Annotated in this window: 19 protein-coding genes; 7 read left to right on the top strand and 12 right to left on the bottom strand. The window is 40.2% G+C overall.

Annotation, left to right across the window (positions count from 1 at the left end; all coding sequences use genetic code 11):
- Nucleotides 1–81: 81 nt before the first annotated feature.
- The 3 genes from ACFFIP_RS02530 to rocD form a co-directional block, all read right to left on the bottom strand.
- A complete protein-coding gene (locus ACFFIP_RS02530) occupies nucleotides 82–1,293 on the bottom strand; it encodes a porin (protein WP_382385985.1) in 1,212 nt (403 codons plus the stop codon).
- Between the two features lie 295 nt (nucleotides 1,294–1,588).
- Entirely contained in the window at nucleotides 1,589–2,239 is a 651-nt protein-coding gene (locus ACFFIP_RS02525; RefSeq protein ID WP_382385984.1) for an HAD family hydrolase, read from the bottom strand.
- 337 nt (nucleotides 2,240–2,576) lie between these two features.
- Nucleotides 2,577–3,851 (bottom strand): ornithine--oxo-acid transaminase, encoded by a 1,275-nt coding sequence (gene rocD / locus ACFFIP_RS02520; protein ID WP_382385983.1) that lies wholly within the window; start codon nucleotides 3,849–3,851, stop codon nucleotides 2,577–2,579.
- Between the two features lie 75 nt (nucleotides 3,852–3,926).
- On the opposite strand from rocD, the gene ACFFIP_RS02515 reads away from it, so the two are divergent.
- From ACFFIP_RS02515 to ftsY, 5 genes are all read left to right on the top strand, one after another.
- Nucleotides 3,927–4,085, top strand: a complete 159-nt coding sequence (locus ACFFIP_RS02515; RefSeq protein WP_382385982.1) for a C1orf53 family protein — start codon at nucleotides 3,927–3,929, stop codon at nucleotides 4,083–4,085.
- A 332-nt stretch (nucleotides 4,086–4,417) separates the two neighbouring features.
- Nucleotides 4,418–4,660: a 50S ribosomal protein L28 gene (gene rpmB, locus ACFFIP_RS02510; protein ID WP_382385981.1), complete on the top strand. Its 243-nt coding sequence runs from the start codon at nucleotides 4,418–4,420 to the stop codon at nucleotides 4,658–4,660.
- Nucleotides 4,661–4,696: 36 nt separating this feature from the next.
- On the top strand, nucleotides 4,697–4,879 hold the full coding sequence (gene rpmG / locus ACFFIP_RS02505; protein WP_009185441.1) for a 50S ribosomal protein L33: 183 nt from the start codon (nucleotides 4,697–4,699) through the stop codon (nucleotides 4,877–4,879).
- Between the two features lie 46 nt (nucleotides 4,880–4,925).
- Nucleotides 4,926–5,078 carry a DUF4295 domain-containing protein gene (locus ACFFIP_RS02500; RefSeq protein WP_014770900.1) on the top strand — a complete coding sequence of 51 codons (153 nt, stop codon included), beginning with the start codon at nucleotides 4,926–4,928 and terminating at the stop codon, nucleotides 5,076–5,078.
- Nucleotides 5,079–5,169: 91 nt separating this feature from the next.
- The gene (ftsY, locus tag ACFFIP_RS02495) at nucleotides 5,170–6,126 is read left to right on the top strand and encodes a signal recognition particle-docking protein FtsY (protein ID WP_382385980.1); all 957 of its coding nucleotides are present in this window, start codon (nucleotides 5,170–5,172) and stop codon (nucleotides 6,124–6,126) included.
- A gap of 78 nt (nucleotides 6,127–6,204) precedes the next feature.
- On the opposite strand, the gene ACFFIP_RS02490 is transcribed toward ftsY, so the two are convergent.
- From ACFFIP_RS02490 to ACFFIP_RS02475, 4 genes are all read right to left on the bottom strand, one after another.
- Nucleotides 6,205–7,317, bottom strand: coding sequence for a DUF4221 family protein (locus ACFFIP_RS02490; protein WP_382385979.1), 1,113 nt, complete (start codon nucleotides 7,315–7,317; stop codon nucleotides 6,205–6,207).
- Between the two features lie 541 nt (nucleotides 7,318–7,858).
- Nucleotides 7,859–9,493, bottom strand: coding sequence for an L-glutamate gamma-semialdehyde dehydrogenase (pruA, locus tag ACFFIP_RS02485; RefSeq protein WP_382385978.1), 1,635 nt, complete (start codon nucleotides 9,491–9,493; stop codon nucleotides 7,859–7,861).
- Nucleotides 9,494–9,625: 132 nt separating this feature from the next.
- Entirely contained in the window at nucleotides 9,626–10,321 is a 696-nt protein-coding gene (locus ACFFIP_RS02480) for a YjjG family noncanonical pyrimidine nucleotidase (protein ID WP_382385977.1), read from the bottom strand.
- Nucleotides 10,322–10,330: 9 nt separating this feature from the next.
- Nucleotides 10,331–10,714 carry an ArsR/SmtB family transcription factor gene (locus ACFFIP_RS02475; protein ID WP_382385976.1) on the bottom strand — a complete coding sequence of 128 codons (384 nt, stop codon included), beginning with the start codon at nucleotides 10,712–10,714 and terminating at the stop codon, nucleotides 10,331–10,333.
- Nucleotides 10,715–10,901: 187 nt separating this feature from the next.
- Between ACFFIP_RS02475 and ACFFIP_RS02470 the strand changes: the two genes are divergently transcribed.
- Nucleotides 10,902–11,495 carry a carboxypeptidase-like regulatory domain-containing protein gene (locus ACFFIP_RS02470; protein WP_382385975.1) on the top strand — a complete coding sequence of 198 codons (594 nt, stop codon included), beginning with the start codon at nucleotides 10,902–10,904 and terminating at the stop codon, nucleotides 11,493–11,495.
- A gap of 69 nt (nucleotides 11,496–11,564) precedes the next feature.
- On the opposite strand, the gene ACFFIP_RS02465 is transcribed toward ACFFIP_RS02470, so the two are convergent.
- Entirely contained in the window at nucleotides 11,565–12,974 is a 1,410-nt protein-coding gene (locus ACFFIP_RS02465) for an aminopeptidase P N-terminal domain-containing protein (protein ID WP_382385974.1), read from the bottom strand.
- A 216-nt stretch (nucleotides 12,975–13,190) separates the two neighbouring features.
- Here ACFFIP_RS02465 and pafA point away from each other — a divergent pair, with 216 nt between their 5' ends.
- On the top strand, nucleotides 13,191–14,768 hold the full coding sequence (gene pafA / locus ACFFIP_RS02460; protein WP_382386045.1) for an alkaline phosphatase PafA: 1,578 nt from the start codon (nucleotides 13,191–13,193) through the stop codon (nucleotides 14,766–14,768).
- Nucleotides 14,769–14,822: 54 nt separating this feature from the next.
- On the opposite strand, the gene ACFFIP_RS02455 is transcribed toward pafA, so the two are convergent.
- The 4 genes from ACFFIP_RS02455 to ACFFIP_RS02440 all read right to left on the bottom strand — a co-directional run bounded on the left by ACFFIP_RS02455 (nucleotide 14,823) and on the right by ACFFIP_RS02440 (nucleotide 20,184).
- Nucleotides 14,823–15,986, bottom strand: coding sequence for a homogentisate 1,2-dioxygenase (locus ACFFIP_RS02455; protein WP_382385973.1), 1,164 nt, complete (start codon nucleotides 15,984–15,986; stop codon nucleotides 14,823–14,825).
- 93 nt (nucleotides 15,987–16,079) lie between these two features.
- Entirely contained in the window at nucleotides 16,080–17,957 is a 1,878-nt protein-coding gene (locus ACFFIP_RS02450) for an alpha-amylase family glycosyl hydrolase (protein WP_382385972.1), read from the bottom strand.
- Nucleotides 17,958–18,132: 175 nt separating this feature from the next.
- Nucleotides 18,133–19,422, bottom strand: a complete 1,290-nt coding sequence (locus ACFFIP_RS02445) for a M20/M25/M40 family metallo-hydrolase (RefSeq protein WP_382385971.1) — start codon at nucleotides 19,420–19,422, stop codon at nucleotides 18,133–18,135.
- Between the two features lie 108 nt (nucleotides 19,423–19,530).
- A complete protein-coding gene (locus ACFFIP_RS02440; protein ID WP_382385970.1) occupies nucleotides 19,531–20,184 on the bottom strand; it encodes a hypothetical protein in 654 nt (217 codons plus the stop codon).
- Nucleotides 20,185–20,193 lie beyond the last annotated feature (9 nt).

The following is a 20,193-nucleotide window of genomic DNA, read 5'->3' as shown; positions in this document are numbered from 1 at the left end:
ACTTAACAGTGAATACCAAAAAAAACAGGTCTCCAATGGGACCTGCTTTCACACAATATAAACTAAACGTTATTTATTTTTTTAGAAATTCACCTGGGCCTGTAACCTCAGCAAACTTCCTTTTTGTCTATTATCAGGGTTAAGAGAGTTTTCAAAGGTTCTATCTGAAATGGTGTACATCGCTACCAATTCAAAAGCCTTATGCGGCTGCCATTCAATGCCTATCTCGAGTTCGTTTACCCTATGTCTGGTTGCATCCAACTCATGCTTTTTACCTCCTTTATAATAATGGTACCTAGTAAAAGGTATGAAAATATCCTTTTGGGCTTTTAGCATATAAGTGGCCATCACATACCCACCTCTAATAGGTGCATCTTTTACAGTGTTTGTTTCCGGATCATATTCAGGACCACGGCCCCAATTGAACTCGGCCTGAAGACCAAATGGCTGGGGGTATATAATCAGAGATGGACCATACCTATATTCCTCAAATTCGGTTTGGGTAAAATCTGTCTGGGGATTTCTATTGATTACAAACTTTCCTGTATAAGCCTGAAAAGAGGTTTCAATGATCTGTCCAGAGTTCAATTCCCAAGGCCAGGTCGCTCTTGACACTAAGTGAAAAGACTTGTTTTTTTCAGGCGCATTGGCCGTCTGACCGTTGTAAAGTCCTATGCCCAAGACCCCATAATCACCAGAACCCTTTAATCCGGAAGACACCAAACTACTGAATCTCTTCCTGATCTCGATTGGTGCATAATAGAACATTACCCCAATATCCCGTTCGTTAGCCACAGCAGAATTAAGCCCATCATGACGATCTAAAGGAATCCTATTCTGTGATGATTGAAGGTTTTCAAAACCAAAAGGCACCTTAGACTGACCAATTCGCAATCTGAATTCCTGTTTAGCGTCTAACCCCAAATCAAAATAGGCATCCCTGATTTGAGCGAAATTATTTCCCCCCGATGCGAAATCAGGCTGTATGTACATATACACCCTTTCATGGATCTGTCCATAGAATATCATCCGTATCCTTCGAAAGAAGAAACCTCCTCCTTCACCTCCCCAAGATTTATCACATTGATCACACTTCAGGTCAGGATTTGTTTCAAACAAACCATTATACCTCAACTGCGCATAACCCCGAAGTTGAATGGTCTCATACCAGCTCTTTTTAACTTGTTTTTTTTCCTCTACGGTATATAGAGAATCTTCATCAACGTCCCTTGCAAAAACGTCGACAAATGCCAGCACCAATACAGTGAAGGCTAAAGCGAATTTTATCCGCATGTCAGAAATATTTTTTTAAGTATTGGATACTTATTGTACAGCGATGCAAAGTTGCGGCGTCAATATTTCTTTATGATGTCTTAACTGTTATCAATTTGTTAATCGACATATCAACAAAGGGTAAGAATTGGAGTTTCCGGACAATCAACGCATTGAAAAACTTGATAAAGTCTTCAAAATTTTAAATTTTTAAATATTAAGCTAATGTTAAGTCATGACTTAATATTAAAAAATCCTTAAAATAATGTTAAGCAAAATCATTGGGGGAACCCTGATTTTTTTTGAAATTAGTTCTCTAAAGCAAGCTTAATATTCTATTCACATCCAATCCGATATAGTCATTAATATAGTAATCACAAACCGGCAATTCTTCTTTCGAATGTGAAGACAACACTCCTACTACCTTCATTCCAGCATTCTTGGCTGCTGTAACTCCCGAAAAAGAATCTTCAAACACGATACAGAAATCTGGCTCCACCTCAAGATTATAAGAGGATTTCAGGTATACCTCAGGGTCAGGCTTATGCTTGGTCACATGTTCGCTTGCGAGGATGGATTCCATCCTATCAATTAAACTCAACGTTCCTGCTATCAATTCCAGATTAGCCAATGGAGCAGAAGTAGCTACACCAGTTTTAAGTCCTTCCTTCTTAAGGGAATCAAAAAACTCCATAAAACCTGATATCGGATTAACCTGTTCTTTATAAATTTCACGGAACAAACTTTCTTTCTCAAACTCCAAATCCAATAACTCCTGCCCTTCAATTTTTCTTCCCAAAAAATGGCTTAGAATATAGGAATTATTCTTCCCATACATGTGAAGTGCAAACTCTTCCTCTGTTGGGAAAAGATTCCTTTTAGCAAAAAACTCTTTAAAGGCGATGGAATGAAAGGGATTGGTATGACATATCACCCCATCCATATCGAAAATAATGGCTTTGCTCATGTGTTAACAGGTTTGACGGCCCAAAGGTAAAAAAACCAGAATAGGCTTTAAAAAATTATCCTCATTAAAATAAAAATTAAAAAACCCTTCAAGCTTTTCATTCACTTGAAGGGTTTTTGAAACATGAATCATACTAGTATTCCTGTTTCATGAATATTTGGAACTTTGCCAGTAGCTTATTCCCAAGGCTATATTACGTAGTAAACTCCAAATCTTTGCCTTCTTCGGACTTCCGTCATCGGTCCTGCCTACTGGAAAGTAAGCTTCTATTCCAAAATCAAAGGATTATTCGTCTACTGACAGAATAGCACATAATCAGAATCTGTTTAATCTACTTCTACTTTTCAAACTCCCTCACCACCTTTTCAATGATATCACAGCAATCATGCAGTTGTTCTTCTGTCATCACCAAAGGTGGGGCAAAACGGATGATATTACCATGTGTTGGTTTGGCCAATAGCCCGTTATCTTTTAATGCCACGCACATATCCCAAGCAGTGCTGCTGTCCGGTGAATCATTGACCACTATAGCATTTAGCAAACCTTTTCCTCTTACCAATTTTAGAATGCTGTATTTTTCGACCAAAACCTGCATGCGCTCACGGAAGATTTTACCTAATTTCCTGGCATTTTGGGCCAGTTTTTCATCTCTAACTACCTCCAATGCAGTCATGGCCACTTTTGCTCCCAGGGGATTGCCACCGAAAGTAGATCCGTGGGTTCCCGGCTTGATAACATCCATGATATAGTTATCTGCCAAAACAGCAGAAACTGGATAAAAGCCTCCAGAAATGGCTTTGCCTAAAATCAACAGGTCAGGTTTCACATAGGTAGACTGTCTTTCACAATGTCCTTCGCAGGAACAATTACCACAGACTGCCAATAATGAGCCTGTCCTGGCTATTCCCGTCTGAATCTCATCCGCAATGAAAAGCACATTTTTGGACTTACAAGCTTCCGCTGCCAATTGGATAAAATCCTCTGCCGGTGTATATACGCCAGCCTCACCTTGAATTGGTTCTACCAAAAACGCCACTACATTTTCATCTTTCAAAGCAGTCTTCAATGCTTCGATGTCATTATAGGGAATACTGACAAAACCCGTCATATATGGGCCGAAATTCTTCCTTGCATTCGCATCAGATGAAAATGAAATAATTGTAGAGGTCCTTCCGTGGAAGTTGTTTTCGGCTACAACAATCTTCGCCATACCTTCTGCTACTCCTTTTTTCTCATAGCCCCATTTTCTGGCAATTTTGATGGCAGTTTCCACACCCTCGGCACCTGTATTCATAGGAAGCACCTTATCAAAGCCGAAATATTCAGTAATATATTTCTCAAAGGGCCCTAGCACATCATTATAAAATGCCCTTGAAGTCAAGGTCAAAGTTCCAGCTTGTTCGATCAAAGCCTCTTTGATCCTTGGATGACAATGACCTTGGTTTACAGCAGAATAAGCTGAAAGAAAATCATAGTATTTTTTACCTTCTACATCCCACAAAAAAACGCCCTCTCCCCTGGACAGCACAACAGGCAAGGGATGGTAATTATGTGCTCCATATTTGTCTTCCAATTCAATGGCCTGTTTGCTTGAGTTTATTGTTTCCATCATAAAATTTGTATTTTTGCTGCCCGTCAAGGACAAATTCAACTTTGACAAATATAATAAAAGCCATTAGGATAAAGAATGAATTCCAAAAAGAAGCCGGCAATGCCCATGAAGCTAATTCCTGGAGATTATTACATGAATGAAAAGGGCTTAATGGTATTTACCGCACAATATCACTCAAGAAGAGGGTATTGCTGCGGAAGTGGATGCAAACATTGTCCTTATAAGGAAAAGTGAATTAGTTGGACAGGGATTAATTGATTAGTGATTAGTTAATTGGTAATTGGTATTTTGGGTTTTGGGTTTTGGGTTTTGGGTTTTGGGTTTTGGGTTTATTGGCATTGCCCCGTCATAATTTCTCTTCAGCAATCCGACTTCACACTTCCGAAATTATTTTTCTTGATTCTAACCTCTCGCTTCACGCTTCTAATCTATCGCCTCTCCCACCATCCCACACATTTTTAAAACTTTACGGAATATTTTTGAAGTGTACTTTTGGTAATTCAGCTAAAAGTCCGATATTTGCAGACTCAATTGAAAAAACGTCTCTAATAATACGATAATATATCATGGCAAAAGTTTGTGACATCACCGGTAAAAGGCCTCGAGTAGGTAATAATGTATCGCACGCGAACAACAAGACCAAGCGTAAGTTTTATCCTAACTTACACAAGAAAAACTTCTACATTCCTGAGGAAGATGCTTGGATCACGTTGAAAGTTTGTACCAAAGCTTTGAGAACTATCAATAAGAAAGGTGTTAGCGCCGTATTGAAAGATGCTCAGGATAAAGGTATGATCATCATTAAATAATCAAGAATAGGTTTACCCATTTAAAAATACAGAGCGATGGCTAAGAAAGGTAACAGAGTTCAGGTAGTATTGGAATGCACAGAGCACAAAAATTCAGGTGTTGCTGGAACATCCAGATACATCACTACCAAAAACCGTAAAAATACGACTGAGAGATTGGAGTTGAAAAAATACAACCCTATCTTGAAGAAAGTTACGGTACATAAAGAAATTAAATAATTTAGGATCATTGTTGCGCCAAGCGGCATTAAAACCCTTTTAAGATATGGCTAAGAAAGTAGTAGCAACCCTTAAGAAAGAAGGTGGTGTCACATATGCAAAGGTTATCAAGGCTGTGAAGTCTGAAAAAACCGGTGCTTATACCTTCAGAGAAGAAATGGTTCCAACCACAATGGTTCAGGATACCTTGAAAAAATAATTGCCTTACATCGTAATGCAACAAAAGTCCCTTCAGGCAAAAGCTATGAAGGGACTTTTTCATTATATTCGGGTTCTAAATAAAAAACACTATGGGAATTTTCGGTTTCTTTTCAAAGGAAAAAAAGGAAAGCCTGGACCAAGGCCTTCAAAAATCCAGCGAAAATATTTTTTCAAAACTCAGTAAAGCTGTCGTAGGGAAATCCAAAGTCGATGAGGAAATTCTGGATGAACTGGAAGAAATCCTCATCACCTCCGATGTTGGGGTAGAAACTACCATCAAGGTTATCAGAAGAATAGAAGACAGGGTAGCCAAAGATAAATACCTGAATACAGCCGAATTGGATGTCATCCTAAGGGAAGAGATCGCAGGACTGTTAGAAGAAAATCAAAGCGCTGACCTTTCAGATTTCGATTTGCCTGCCGATAAAAAACCCTATGTTATCATGGTTGTGGGTGTGAATGGTGTCGGTAAAACTACCACGATCGGAAAATTAGCCTACCAATTCAAACAGGCTGGTAAGTCTGTTGTATTGGGTGCCGCAGATACCTTCCGTGCTGCTGCTGTTGACCAATTGATCCTATGGGGAGAGCGTGTTGGCGTACCAGTAATCTCACACGGCATGAACACTGACCCCGCTTCTGTAGCTTTTGATGCCGTTAAGCATGGAGTAGAAACAAATGCCGATGTGGTAATAGTAGATACAGCTGGACGCTTGCATACCAAGGTTAACCTCATGAACGAGCTCAGTAAGATAAAGAGGGTCATGCAAAAATTCATTGATGATGCCCCACATGAAATCCTGCTTGTTCTGGACGGTTCCACAGGACAGAATGCATTCGTACAGGCCAAAGAATTTACCAAAGCTACAGACATCACTGCACTTGCTATCACCAAATTGGATGGCACAGCCAAAGGCGGAGTAGTTATTGGCATATCTGACCAATTCAAGATTCCTGTAAAATATATCGGAGTAGGCGAAAAAATGACGGACCTACAGGTCTTTAACAGAAAGGAATTTGTAGACTCCTTGTTCAAAAAGAAATAAGCAACATCACCATAAATGAAAAAGCCGGCCCAAAAAGGTCGGCTTTTTTAATGTTGTCGGTCAACATAAAGATCGCAACTATTTCAAGTCAATTTTGACTCTTACGTATTCCTCCACGTCATCGGAAGAAGGATTAGCCAATTTAAAATAGTACCCCTTTGGCGTAGAAAATCCGCTGGATTCAATCTGCCTATTGTGAAAAAACAATTCCCCTACCGTCTCAAAATCGAGGTTATGAAGGATAAAACTGCTTTTGTTATCAATGTCTTTATTTTCAAGAACTTTGGTAGCGATGTCCACATACCTGAACAACAATTGGGAATTAGGATCAAAAAATACCCACTTGTACCTGCTTGTCTCCATACTGGGAGAAAATACAATGTATTCTCCCTGCTGTTCTGTTTTACCTTTCTGAAAAATCAACGAGGCTGAACTTTTGGAAGGCACCCACTTAGAACTTCCCCTATCAATCACCAATAAAGAATCCGTTACGGGAAAACTCACCACTTGAAGTTGTTGGTCACTAAGAAAAGTATGGGAGTAAATACCTAACTCGGGATCATCATAATGCTCTCTGTAAATATCAGGATAAGTAAATGGCATAGGTTCGGCAGATCTTTTTGTCAAATCATACTTCCATACCCAGTTCTTATAGTTCATATTTGGTTCTTTCAACAAATAGGGAACATCTGCCAAAATCAGTTCTTTCTTTTCCTTATCATAACTCAACTTGTTGCCGTTGACCATACTGAAATTAACCGCCAATCTTTCTTCTGGTACTTCAGGCAAAGGAAACTTATCCAAAACTTTCCCATTAAAGTCAGCATGAACAAGTTGTTTTTGGTCTGAAATGAAAAAAACACCATCCTCTATGATGAGATATCCCGAAATGAAAGAGCCTATCCCATCCGGTCCTTCTCTCTCAAAAATCACTTTATTGATCAATTTCCCAGATTCATAATCATATTGATACAATCTGAAACGAGCATATCCAATCAAATATGGCTTACCATCCTGCTCCAAATAGGTGAAATCCAAAGGAAGACTCCTGGTCAAAGAATCTTTTTCTAAATACAGGGTATCTACGATGTAATCGCTAAGATCAGCAGATACAAAAGTGCGCTCCTTTTTGGAGTCTTTACATGAAAACAAAAGGGTCAAGCCAAACAAAATAAATAAGTTACGCATCATAAATAATATGGGTTAAATGGACTCAATGATTTCTAACATCTTTTTCAATGATACCACCTTGGTATCTGCATTTATTGGGAAATAGTCATTCCCTCTATACACCAAATACCTCTGAGTAGCTTTAACATCTTCGCTGCCTAGCATGAAGTTAGCTATCTCTAGATTTTAAATTTGCAAGGTAAAACAAGCATTATCCTTGTAAATTTAAAGTCGCACTTTAAAATTGCATGGATAAGCAGCCGATTCCTAAGGAAATGGCTGTTCAAGAAAAACTCCTAAAAGAGCCAGTACGAGTCTTCGAAAATCAGTCGAAAGTAAAAAAAATAGACCTCCAAACCGACAGGGTTCAGAGGTCTATCTTGTAAATATAATTCAAGTTGCATGGAGCGACGAACAATTACGATTTCTCATTTTATGGGATTTCCCGAAATCCGATCGAGTCTTGATTCTTGCCTCTTGTTTCTTGGCTCTAGTAGATTTATCGCCCAGGCACGGTGAATCAAGTCTAATCTCTCGCTTCTCGCCTCTGGCAGTCTCCTAATCAGTCCTCTCCCAAGAAAGGATACCTATAATCCACAGGAGATACAAAGGTTTCTTTGATCGTTCTTGGAGAAACCCAGCGCAACAAGTTGATCATAGAGCCAGCCTTATCATTGGTACCGGATGCCCTGGCCCCACCGAATGGCTGCTGTCCTACCACTGCACCGGTTGGCTTATCGTTGATATAGAAGTTACCCGCCGCATTTCTCAATTTCTTGGTCGCCAATTCCACTGCATAACGATCCTGAGAGAAGACAGCTCCTGTCAAAGCATAAGGTGAGGTCTGATCGACCAACTCCAGGGCTTCTTCATAATGGTCTTCATGGTAAACATAAATCGTCAAAACAGGTCCGAAAATCTCTTCCTGCATGGTCACATACATCGGATCCTTTGTCACAATGACCGTTGGCTCGATAAAATAGCCTTTTGACTTGTCAAAATTCCCTCCTGCGACGATTTCCACACCTTCAGCCTTCTTGGCATTGTCAATATACTTGGAAATCTTATCAAAGGCTTTCTCATCGATCACTGCATTGATAAAATTGGTAAAATCTTCCGTACCTCCCATTTTCATAGAAGCCAGGTCTTCCAAAAGATATTTCTTCACATCATCCCAAAGGTTAGATGGAATATAGGCCCTCGAAGCAGCGGAGCATTTTTGTCCTTGGAATTCAAATGCACCTCTTGAAAGACCAACGGCCACAGCCTTAGGATTTGCAGATTTATGGGCAATGACAAAATCTTTACCACCCGTTTCACCTACAATTCTTGGATAGGTCTTGTACTTGTAAATATTCTCTCCAATGGTCTTCCATATGTGTTGGAAAACGCCAGTGGAGCCTGTGAAATGAATACCCGCAAAATCTGGATGATTGAAGATCACATTTCCTGCGGTAGGACCATCTACATACACCAAGTTGATGACACCATCAGGCACACCTGCTTCTTTAAAAACTTCCATCAATACGTTGGCTGAATAAATCTGCGTGTAGGCAGGTTTCCATACTACCGTATTGCCCATCATGGCAGCAGAAGTAGGCAGATTGCCTGCAATAGCTGTAAAATTGAACGGTGTCAAGGCGAAAATGAAACCTTCTAAAGGTCTTTGCTCGACCCTATTCCATACGCCATTACCTGATACAGGCGGTTGCTGAGAATAAATCTCCGCCATATATTTCACATTGAATCTCATAAAATCAATGATTTCACAGGCAGCATCAATTTCTGCTTGAAAAGCGTTTTTTGACTGACCCAACATGGTAGCAGCATTGATCTTGGCTCTGTAAGGCCCTGCCAAAAGGTCTGCAGCCTTAAGGAATATGGCGGCTCTTTGCTCCCATTCCATATTTTCCCAGGCATATTTCGCCCCTAAAGCAGCGTTGATAGCCTGCTCTACGTGAGAAGCATCGCCTTCATGGAAATATCCTAAAATATGCTGATGGTCATGAGGAGGAGACATGGGTTTCTTAATGCCAGTTCTTACCTCTTCAGATCCGATATACATAGGCACGTCTACTTGTTGTGCTCTCAGTTCTTTCAATTTCGCCTGAAGTTCTTTTCTTTCAGGTGAGCCTGGAGCATAACTTTTTACGGGTTCATTGTGCGGAGTAGGCACATTGAAAAATCCTTTTAACATATCTATTTGAGTTTATAGTTTCTGATAAGACAAATATAAGGACAAGGGCTTGGAAAACCCGATGTTTTTTGATTTCAAGGGTGCTTATGAGGATTTGCGGTTTTGCCGGTCTTGGTATGGAAAATTTCTCTTTTACAGAAATTTTTCTAACTCCTTCAAATGCTTGATGGTATAGGTGGGCTGATGTTCAATTCCCTTTTCATGAGGATCAAAATAGACATTATCTATATTGGCCCTGATGGCACCAAGAATATCAGAATTCGGATTGTCTCCTATCATCATGGTTTCAGAGTTTTTAATACCCAGTTTATCCATGGCAAAATGGAAAATTCTTGGATCTGGCTTTTTATGACCTGTAGTCTCTGAGGTCACCACCAAGTCAAAATACGGGGTCAATCCAGAAGCTTCCATTTTTTTGGACTGACTTTCATTAAATCCATTGGAAATAATATGAAGGCCATATTTTGGTTTTAAATACTCCAAAATCTCAAAAGTATAGGGCAGGACATGAGGCTTAGAGGAAGTTCTATGCATAAAGTCTTCTTCCAAAGCTTTGGGAACAGCATTTATATCTGCTCCTGCATTTTCAAAGACAAGCTTAAATCTCTTTTCCCTGAGAGAATTTTTGTCAATTTTACCCACATCATACAATGCCCATAGTTTGAAATTAACATTGTAAAAAGAAGTAATGAATGCAGAAGCATCCTTAATCCCAATATTTTCCAATTGGTAAATCTGATGGATCTCTGATAATGATTCCTGGACATTTCTATCATAATCCCAAAGGGTATGATCCAGGTCAAAGAATAGGTGTTGGTAAGTTTTCAAGCCTGTAGTTTATTTTCTGTACGGGTTATTCTCAATCTTATTGATGGCAAGTTCTCTATTGGAGCGCAATATGTTATAAACCTCCTGATCCCGGATGAGGTTCATATCTTTTTGGATAAACTTGAAGATTTGCTGAATAATTTCCTGCGCTTCATCAAGGATATAATAAAAAATCCACTGATCTACCCTCCTGCTACCTACCAGACCTGCATTTTTGAGATAAGACAGGTGCCTACTGGTCTTGGTTTGGGTAAAGTCCAGAATATGCTCCAAATCTGAAATAGAGAGCTCCTTATTTTGAAGCAAAAGATGTAAAATACGGACTCTAGACTCCTCTGAAAGCGCCTTAAAAATCCGCATGCCATAGCTCAAACTTATATTTTTGAGTCTCATTTAGTATTTTTAACGAATAAAAGCAGCCTGAAATTAAGCAAATGATGCCAAAATAGGCTAATATTATACCGAAATTAGAAATTCTTCTTGAACTGAAAGCCCTGCAGGCTGTTTATATATAAAAGTGATAAAATTGAGTTTAAAAAATCTACATATCGCCTTTTCCATTTTTTTCATCCTGACATTTATGGGATCAATGGAAGTTTTCGCGCAAGATAAAGAAAGAAAAGTCTTGCAAATATCCGGTATCGTACTCAATGCCGACAGTACGGATGCAGTTCCCGGGGTCAATATCTATGTACCCAAAAAAGGAAGGGGTACCACATCAGGAAGATACGGCTATTTCTCAATGCCTGTACTGGAAGGAGATTCTGTGGTTTTCAGCTTTATTGGCTTGAAAAGACAAACCTTTAAAGTGCCTGAAAACTCAACCGGCGATATCAGCTTGATCGTCACCATGCAGGTGGATGAAATCGCTCTGGCTGAAATTGAAGTCATGCCTTTTCCTTCTGAAGATGAATTTAAAAGACAGGTTCTGGCCATGAATTATGAAGCACCAATGGCTATCGATACCAGAGGCAATATGAGTCCGGAAACCCTCCTGCGCTATGCTGAGCAAATGCCGGCTTCAGGCAATGAAAACTGGCGTTATTTCCAACAAGGACGTGTCATGCAGATTCAGGATAGATATGGCCCAAGGCCATTTACTTTGCTAGATCCATTTGCCTGGTCAAGATTCATCCAATCCATCAAAAGAGGAGACCTGAAAAAGAGAGACTGATCATTTAAGCAATAAAAAACGCTCCAAATCGTACATTTTGGAGCGTTTTTTATTGCAATCCTTTAAATATTATTTACTCAATCCAAGTTTTTGCAAAACTCCTTCCTCCTTCATAACTGCCTCTATATCGGCTACAGTTTTAGGAACAAATGCACTCAGATTTTCATGTCCTTCTTCTGTAATCAAAATATTGTCTTCAATTCTGACTCCGATTTTCCACCATTTAGGATCCACATTACTTCCCTCAGGTATATAAATTCCAGGTTCAACAGTCAGTACCATCCCAGGCTTCAGCTGTCCATATGCCCCTCTATCATGCACATCAAGACCCAAATGATGCCCAATACCATGTGGAAAATAGGGATGTCTTTCCCCAGGCTGCACAAGCCCTAAGGCAACCAAGCCTTCATCAATCACTTTTCTTGCGGCACGGTCAATTTCCCTGAAATCATTACCCGGCTGACAAGCTGCAATTCCGGCTTCCAGAGCCTGCAGAACAATCTCATAAATTGCCCTTTCCTCTGGAGAGAAAGTGCCCTTTACAGGAACTGTCCTGGTAATATCGCCTGAATACCCCCTATATTCAGCTCCAATATCCATTAAAACCAAGCCATCCTGAAGGTTGGTCTGATGGTTTTCTACATAATGCAAAATGGTGGAATTGTTACCTGCTCCGACAATAGAAGTATACCCCACTTCCTCAGCACCCATTGCTTTATGCACGAATTCATGCACACCCTGAATAGCCCTTTCGGACACTCCCGGCTTTATGGATTTAAAGGATTCGATATGGGCTACCCCTGATATTTCAACTGCTCTTTTCAAGATACCCATTTCCTCAGGAGTTTTGACAACCCTCAACGTGTTCATCAACTGATTAAGGTTTGGTGTACTTGGCGCTTCATTTCTCAGATTTATCCCTTTTAATGCAGTTACCATTTCTTTCAAAGGGGCATTATATGCTCCTCCTTCTATATCGCCCATATTGAAGCTAAGAATCGGATGGGCAGAAGAGAGATCCACCTTTGGATTTTTCAGGAAATCAGTATGGAGATATACATGTTCGAAACCCAATTTTTCTTTGACCCCCTCAACACCTAACCTTTCTCCATCCCACTGCTCTTTCCTTGGATCCCTCGGCTGTACATACATGATTTCACCAACAGACTTTCCGTCAATAGTTTGTGGGTTTTTAAATATAATCAATGCTGCATTGGGTTCTCTAAATCCAGTGAGATAGTAAAAATCAGAATTGGGACGATACATATATTCGGTATCGTTTGACCGGTTTTTCATTGGATTGTTAAAAAATACTGCCACGCTGTTTTCAGGCATGATTTCACGTAAGGCATCTCTTCTCTGCCGATGAAATTCAGGACTCAGACCATCTTGAAAATAAGATTGGGCATAAGCATTTGAATCCAGGGTTGCAAAAAAGGCCATTGACAAGGAGAAAATGAATTGAAACGTTTTTTTCATGGTCACTTAATGATTATTCCAATTGGAAATATACAATGTCTTTATAGAATCACCAACCATCTAACTAAACTATGGATTAACACCTTCAGGTTATCATTTAACAAATTCTTCAAATACCTACCAGTGGTATTCCCTATATTTGTCCAAACAAAAAATAATTAATCAATGAACAGATTTATTTTCATTTGTTTCCTCATCGTAATTTCCATCCCTTCGATGGCCCAAAATAAAAAGCCTGAAAAACCAAAACTGGTTGTGGGAATTCTGGTAGATCAAATGCGCCAGGAGTATTTTTACAAGTATCAGGATAGATACACCGAGGGAGGTTTCAAAAGATTAATGAAAGAGGGCTTTATGATGAAAAATGCCCATTATAATTATATCCCAACCTATACTGGTCCGGGTCATGCTTCTGTTTATACAGGAGCAACACCAGCCACACACGGTATAATCGCCAATAACTGGTATGTCAGAAACCTGGGAAGGATGATCTATTGTGCAGAAGATAGCACTGTAAATGCTGTAGGAGGAACTGCTGAAAACGGTAAAATTTCCCCTAGAAACATGTACTCCACCACTATCTCTGATGAATTGAGATTTGCCAGTAACAAACGCTCAAAAGTAGTGGGAATTGCGATAAAAGACCGTGGCGCTTCGCTTCCGGCAGGCCACCTAGGTGATGCCTATTGGTTTGATAGTAAGACAGGAGAATTTATGACCTCCACGTATTATCACGAAACATTACCAAAATGGGTAGCTGATTTCAATAAAAAAGGATTACCTAAAAAGTATCTTTCCAAAAAATGGGAAACCCTCTTTCCTGTTAAGACCTATACACAAAGCATCAGTGACAACAACGATTTTGAGGGGCCTTTCATAGGAATGGAAACAACTTCTTTTCCACATGATTTGCCTGCTTTGATGGAAAATAATGATGGATATGGACTAATTTCCACCACTCCCTTTGGTAATAGCCTAACTTTGGACATGGCTTATGCCGCCATTGAAGGGGAAAAATTGGGTAAAAGAGGAGAAACTGACCTGCTTGCTGTCAGCTTTTCATCACCGGATTATATTGGACATAGGTTTGGACCAACTTCAGTTGAAGTAGAAGACAATTATTTAAGGTTGGACAGGGATTTGGAAAAATTCTTCAACTATCTGGATAAGGAATATGGCAAAGATGGTTACTTGATCTTTCTAACTGCAGACCATGCTGTTGCTGATATTGTAGATTACATGTTGAGTGAAAATGTGCCTGCAGGAAATTTCAATACCCGATACATCCTTACCCAAATGAGAGGGTTTTCAAACATCAATTATGGAGAAGGCAATTGGATTCTCAATTTCTCCAATGAACAAGTATTCATTAACCATGAGCTCGCCAAAGAGAAGGGGCTTGAAGTGGAAAAAATTCAAAGGGAACTTGCTGAATTTTTATTAAGGTTCAATGGTATTAAAGAAGTGTACACCGCTACTGATATGAGGAGGATGGAATATCTGAATGGAAAAAAACACCTGCTCCAAATGGGGTATAACCACAAAGCTTCCGGAGATTTGTTGTTGATCCTTGAACCCGCTTGGCTAAGCAGTTCTTACCGCGGCACGACTCATGGCACAGGCTACACCTATGACACGCATGTGCCTATTGTATTTATGGGCTGGAAAGTGCCTTCAGGTGAAAGTTCCAGGTATGTTACCATCACGGATATAGCACCAACCCTTTCCATGATGCTGAATATCAGGCTTCCTAATGGCGCAACAGGTCAGCCGATTCTTGAAGTGTTACAATAAAAATAAACTTATAAAAAAGAATGGCCTTCGGATTTTTCCGAAGGCCATTCTTTTTTATTCTGTCCAACTCATGGGATAATTAGGATCTACAAACTCCAGTCCTTGTGTGGTGACAAAAAGCGGCTTGAAAGTATCCAGCATAACAGCATATTCCTCAGTAGCTTTTGCTCCAATTGACTTTTCTACGGTGCCAGGGTGCGGGCCGTGTGGTAAGCCTCCCACGTGCATGGTAAATGAACCCCTATCTATTCCCTTACGGCTCATAAACTCCCCTTCTGCATAATATAGCACCTCATCAGAGTCTATATTGCTATGGTTATAAGGTGCAGGGATAGCCAATGGGTGGTAATCAAATAATCTCGGCACAAAAGAACAGATCACAAATCCCCATGCCTGAAAGGTTTGATGCACTGGCGGTGGCTGGTGGATACGCCCTGTAATGGGTTCGAAATCATAAATAGACATCGCATAAGGATATAGGAATCCGTCCCATCCTATGATATCCAAGGGACTATGGCCATACGTGTAAGGGTGAAGCATGCCTCCCTTTTTGATCTGAACCAAGTATTCACCTTTATCAGATTCTGTTAACAGTTCGCCTGGGGGGCGGATATCTCTTTCACAATAGGGAGAATGTTCGAGCAACTGTCCCAACTCATTTCTGTATCGCTTGACAGTTTCAATTGGACCTTTGGATTCTATTACCAATAACCTTAGCGGGCCTTCTTCTTTCCACTCAAAGCGATAAATCGTAGTCCTCGGAATCACGATATAGTCGCCTTTCTTGACTTCCAATTTGCCAAATTGGGAATACATCACGCCCTCTCCATCATGCACATATATCAACTCATCTCCATCGGCATTTTTGAAGTAATATTCCATTTTTCGCTGCTCAGGGGAACAAATGCCCATCATGACATCATTGTTCATCATGAGCATCTTACGGGCACTGAGGTAATCTTTTCCCGTGGTACTTACACCTGATGTTTTCAAATGCGTCTGCAACAATCCATATTCTTTGGCCGGCTCCCAATCATATTTGACCGGCTTACCGATCGATTTAACATTGTTGGGGTTATGAATATGGTAGAGGTTCGAATAGATACCGGAAAAGCCCTTCGAACTGACTAACTCCTCTTTATAAAGGCTACCATCTGGCTGTCTAAACTGTATATGTCTTTTGGGAGGTATTTTCCCCAATCTGAAATAATATGCCATCTTTGAAGTATTTGGGTTTATATGTTGTACAAATTTAATGAAAATGCTTTGCTTCCCTGAATTTTCCCGTGCGACTTTCAGCGAAACGCCTGTCTAAAACTCCAAGATCCAACTTTCAAGTGGTTTTAAATCAACCCTAACGCTTGCCCTGTCAGGCTGGACTTTTAATACTGGCTTCACATTACCGTATAATTTCTCCTTCAATTGGACTTCTCCTTCCTCCAACCCCCAAGCCTCAACAAGTGATGGGGGTAAAGCAAGTTCAAACCCGAAGCTTTGATCTGCATCAAAATTGGTAACCACAATGACTCTTTGCTTGTTTGACCACCTTACAAATGAAAAAACCCTGTCATTGTACCACTCCGTATGCTGACGGTTGTGGGTATGGATTTCCTGATATGCCCCGGCCATCGCCGAACTGCTGATGACAAAATTCATCAATCTTTGGTAAAAGTCTCTTAGTTGCTTTTCTTCTTTAGTCAATAGCCCTCCATCAAATTTCCCCCCATTCATCCACCTTTGATGATGCGGCACACCAATGTAATCAAAAATGGATGTTCTGCTGGACTTTCCAAATCCTGCATCTTCAGCCCCCGGCTCTCCTACTTCCTGACCAAAATAAAGCATCATCGGCCCCTGATCAATGGTGGCGGAAACTACAGCTGCAGGCTTGCCTTTTTGGGCATTTCCAGCAAACTCTGGACTGGCAATCCTTTGTTCATCATGATTCTCCAAGAAATGGAGCATATGCCTATTGATATCTGCCAAGCCACTTTGAATTGGAATGATATGATCTGCTGAGCCTTTTCCCTGCATGATGTTTTTTAGTGTATCATACAACTCAACTTTGTCATACAGGTAATCCATTTTCCCCAAATGTATGTAGTCGCGGTAAGCTTTGGGATTATATATTTCCGCAAGTAAAAATGCATCAGGGTTTTCCATTTTAATGGCTGCATTCATGTATGACCAAAACTCCACCGGAACCATCTCCGCCATATCATACCGGAAGCCATCCACTCCTTTTTTGATCCAGAATAAGGCAATATCCCTAAACTTTTTCCAAGAATCAGGCACTTCCTTATCCTGCCAATATTGATAATGTTCCCTAAAGTCTTTTTGACTATACCCCTCCGGCAACTCTGGAAAATCCTTTGTCCCATCGGGTTTTACTCCATAATTGATTTTTACTGTTTCATACCAGTCATAAAAATGCGGCTGGGATTCACGGGAACCATTTCCCGTCCACTTGGCAGGAACTTCCTCAAACTTCCCATCCGAAAGTGGGTGTGTTTCACCGCCAAGGGGTTTGTAACCACCTAATGGTTCGGGCACTTTAAATCCTTTCTCGGGTATATAGTAAAAGTTGTTGTCCCTTTTATATTCCACCGAAGTATCATCATCAGCCCCAAAATCTTTTACTCCCTTAGGATTATTTTTACCCTCATATCTCCTTGCAATATGATTGGGTACGATATCGATTACTACCTTTATCCCATTTCTGTGAGTGCGGGCAATCAAGGCCTCAAATTCATCCATCCTCTTAGCAGGGTCTTCTGCCAAATCAGGATTTACCTGATAATAGTCTTTCACAGCGTAAGGCGAGCCCGCCCGACCTTTGACCACATCAGGGTCATCATTACTGATTCCATAAGTCGTATAATCACGGATCACTGCATGATGGGGGACTCCAGTATACCAAATATGTGTCACTCCGAGACTCTTTATCTCGGAAAGTGCTTTGTCAGTAAAATCATTAAACTTACCTACACCATTATCTTCAATTGTTCCCCAGGGTTTGTTTGTAGTATTCGTATTACCAAAAAGTCTGGTAAACACCTGATAGACGACAATTTTTTGTGGTTCAGACATTTCTGTTGGGGCAGTTTTGTTTGGTTCTGTTTGACTACATCCGTTAGCTGCTAAAATCATTGAAGAAAACAATGCAGCCTTGAGCAAGTTGTTTTTCATTTGACTAAAATAAGAAATAGAATTTATTAACCTCCAGGGAAAAACAGGTAATTATAAAAAGGAACCAAACAGCTTGCATTTTTGTCGGAAAGATTTAAAAACCCAATTATATTGTGCGGGTTGGTTCGATCAAATGCTGTTCAGCCTTGTATCCAAAACTGAACAGCTCATTGAATCACATGTCAAAAAGCCTATAAACAAACAATGCACTCCTTTTCAACAAATCGGGATACTGCTTCATATTGATGGTTTCTGCAGGAGAATGAGCACCTGTACCAGATGCTCCTAATCCATCGATGCAGTCTAAATATTCAGCCACATATGAGATATCTCCAGCACCTCTGGAAACTGGATCACCTGCTTTAACTTCACCAAACCCCATATCCATGCTCACCTTACTCAGGATATCTACCAAAGCCATATTTCCTTCGGTAGGAGGCATTGACGGGATGCCATCTTCAAAATTTATTTCCGCAGTGGTACCATTGAGGTTTTGGGCCACTATCTGCCTCATTTTTTCTCTGGCTGCCTCTTTTTGAGGTTCTCCTAAGAACCTCAAATCACCCGTTACAAATGCTTCTCTTGAAACAATATTGGTTTTGCCCAAAGCAGAACCTTCACCGGTAATTTCGTCATAAGCAATATCAGACCCTCCGATGATCTGTCCCGGATTGAAAGTCAGGTACTGTTCACCTGCCAATTCTTCCCTAAACTGATTCAAAATCCTTGCTGCTTCATAAATCGCACCATATCCAACCGATTCTCTGAAAACGCCTGAGGAATGTACTTGCCTTCCAGAAGTTTTCAACGTCCAACTGCTTGCCCCTCTCCTTGCAATCGTCGCAATATTAAATCCCTGGGCGGTCTCATACCCTAAAGCATAATCATGTTGTTTGGCGCGCTCCACAAAATCCAATCGACTGACCCAACTTGGATTGCCTGCATTCTCCTCATCGCCCGGAAAATACACTGTTACTGTCCGGTCTTCCAAGAGTCCCAATTCATGCATCGCCTTCAAAGTAGCAAAAATCATGACATTCCCACCTTTCATATCATTAACTCCCTGTCCTTTGGCTGTATTTTCATCTACCATGGTAAAGGGATAAAAAGGCATATCTTTCTCAAAAACCGTATCCAAATGCCCGATAAAAAAAAGCTTTTTGCCCTTATTCCCTTTTTTGGACGCCACAAAATGCCCTGCTCTTCTCAATGAATCCGGGAGGTTTATCCATTCGGTCTCAAATCCTATTTTGGTAAACTCTCTTTCAAATACCCTTCCTACTTCCCTTACCCCTTCTAGGTTAAAAGTTCCTGAATTGATATTGACCGTTTCTTCCAAAAGAGCTACCGTTTCCTGGTAATTCTTGTCGATAATTTCCACCAACTTTTTTTCAACCTCTGTCAGGTTCTGTGAATAAATATTTGCAGACCATAAAAAGGCAAAAACAAATAAAAATTTTTTCATAATACTTTAGTTATTGTGTTTCTGTGTTTAGAATAATGAATTGGTTTTTGAAATGTCTTCAGCCTTCTTGAAATTTTATCGCCATATCTCAATGAATACCCAATTCTTTCACTGCACCTCAATCCCGGTAAACCAAATAAAAGTTACACCCTCATCATTTTTATGTTCCGTGGCAAATTTCACACCTTTAAATTCTTTTTCATTCTCCCAGGTGATAGGTCTGCCTTCCACCCCATTCCCTCTTCTGAATACCCATTCTTTGATCATAAATTTTTCATCTAAGTACAGATCGTAGGCATCCCCCGGTGTGTATCCATCTGCATCATTATATATGATAGTGAGTTGTGTGCATTTGTCTCCTGAAATTGGAGCAGTGGCATCTTCCATCACCACATAGGTGTACCCTGTATCCCATACCAATTGAAAAGGAAACATCAACCAGTACTTATCATTGATAAAGCCACCATCAATCTTTGGCAATTCCTCTTTAGGTAAATCAAGGCTATAGGTAAAACTTGTATCTGCATCGGCAAATAAAACAGTTCTTTCCTTGATGTTCCATTTCCAGTCGCGCGAACGAACAATCTCTGGGTTGACCTGCACATTCCATGTATAAGCTATGGAGGTCAATTTGTCAAAATTGTCGAATCCATAGGCCTTTGCAACTTTCATTGGAAGACTGTCTTCTGCTTCTTCGCTTTTACAAGAGAGAAAGGAGACAAACACCATCGCCAAAAGGATAAACTTAATATTCTTCATCATAATTAGTTT

The sequence above is a fragment of the Fontibacter flavus genome (assembly GCF_042432905.1).
GTDB classification, from domain to species: Bacteria; Bacteroidota; Bacteroidia; order Cytophagales; family Cyclobacteriaceae; genus Fontibacter; species Fontibacter flavus.
Note: the sequence above shows the minus strand (reverse complement) of the source record. Positions and strands in the feature narration are given on the sequence as shown.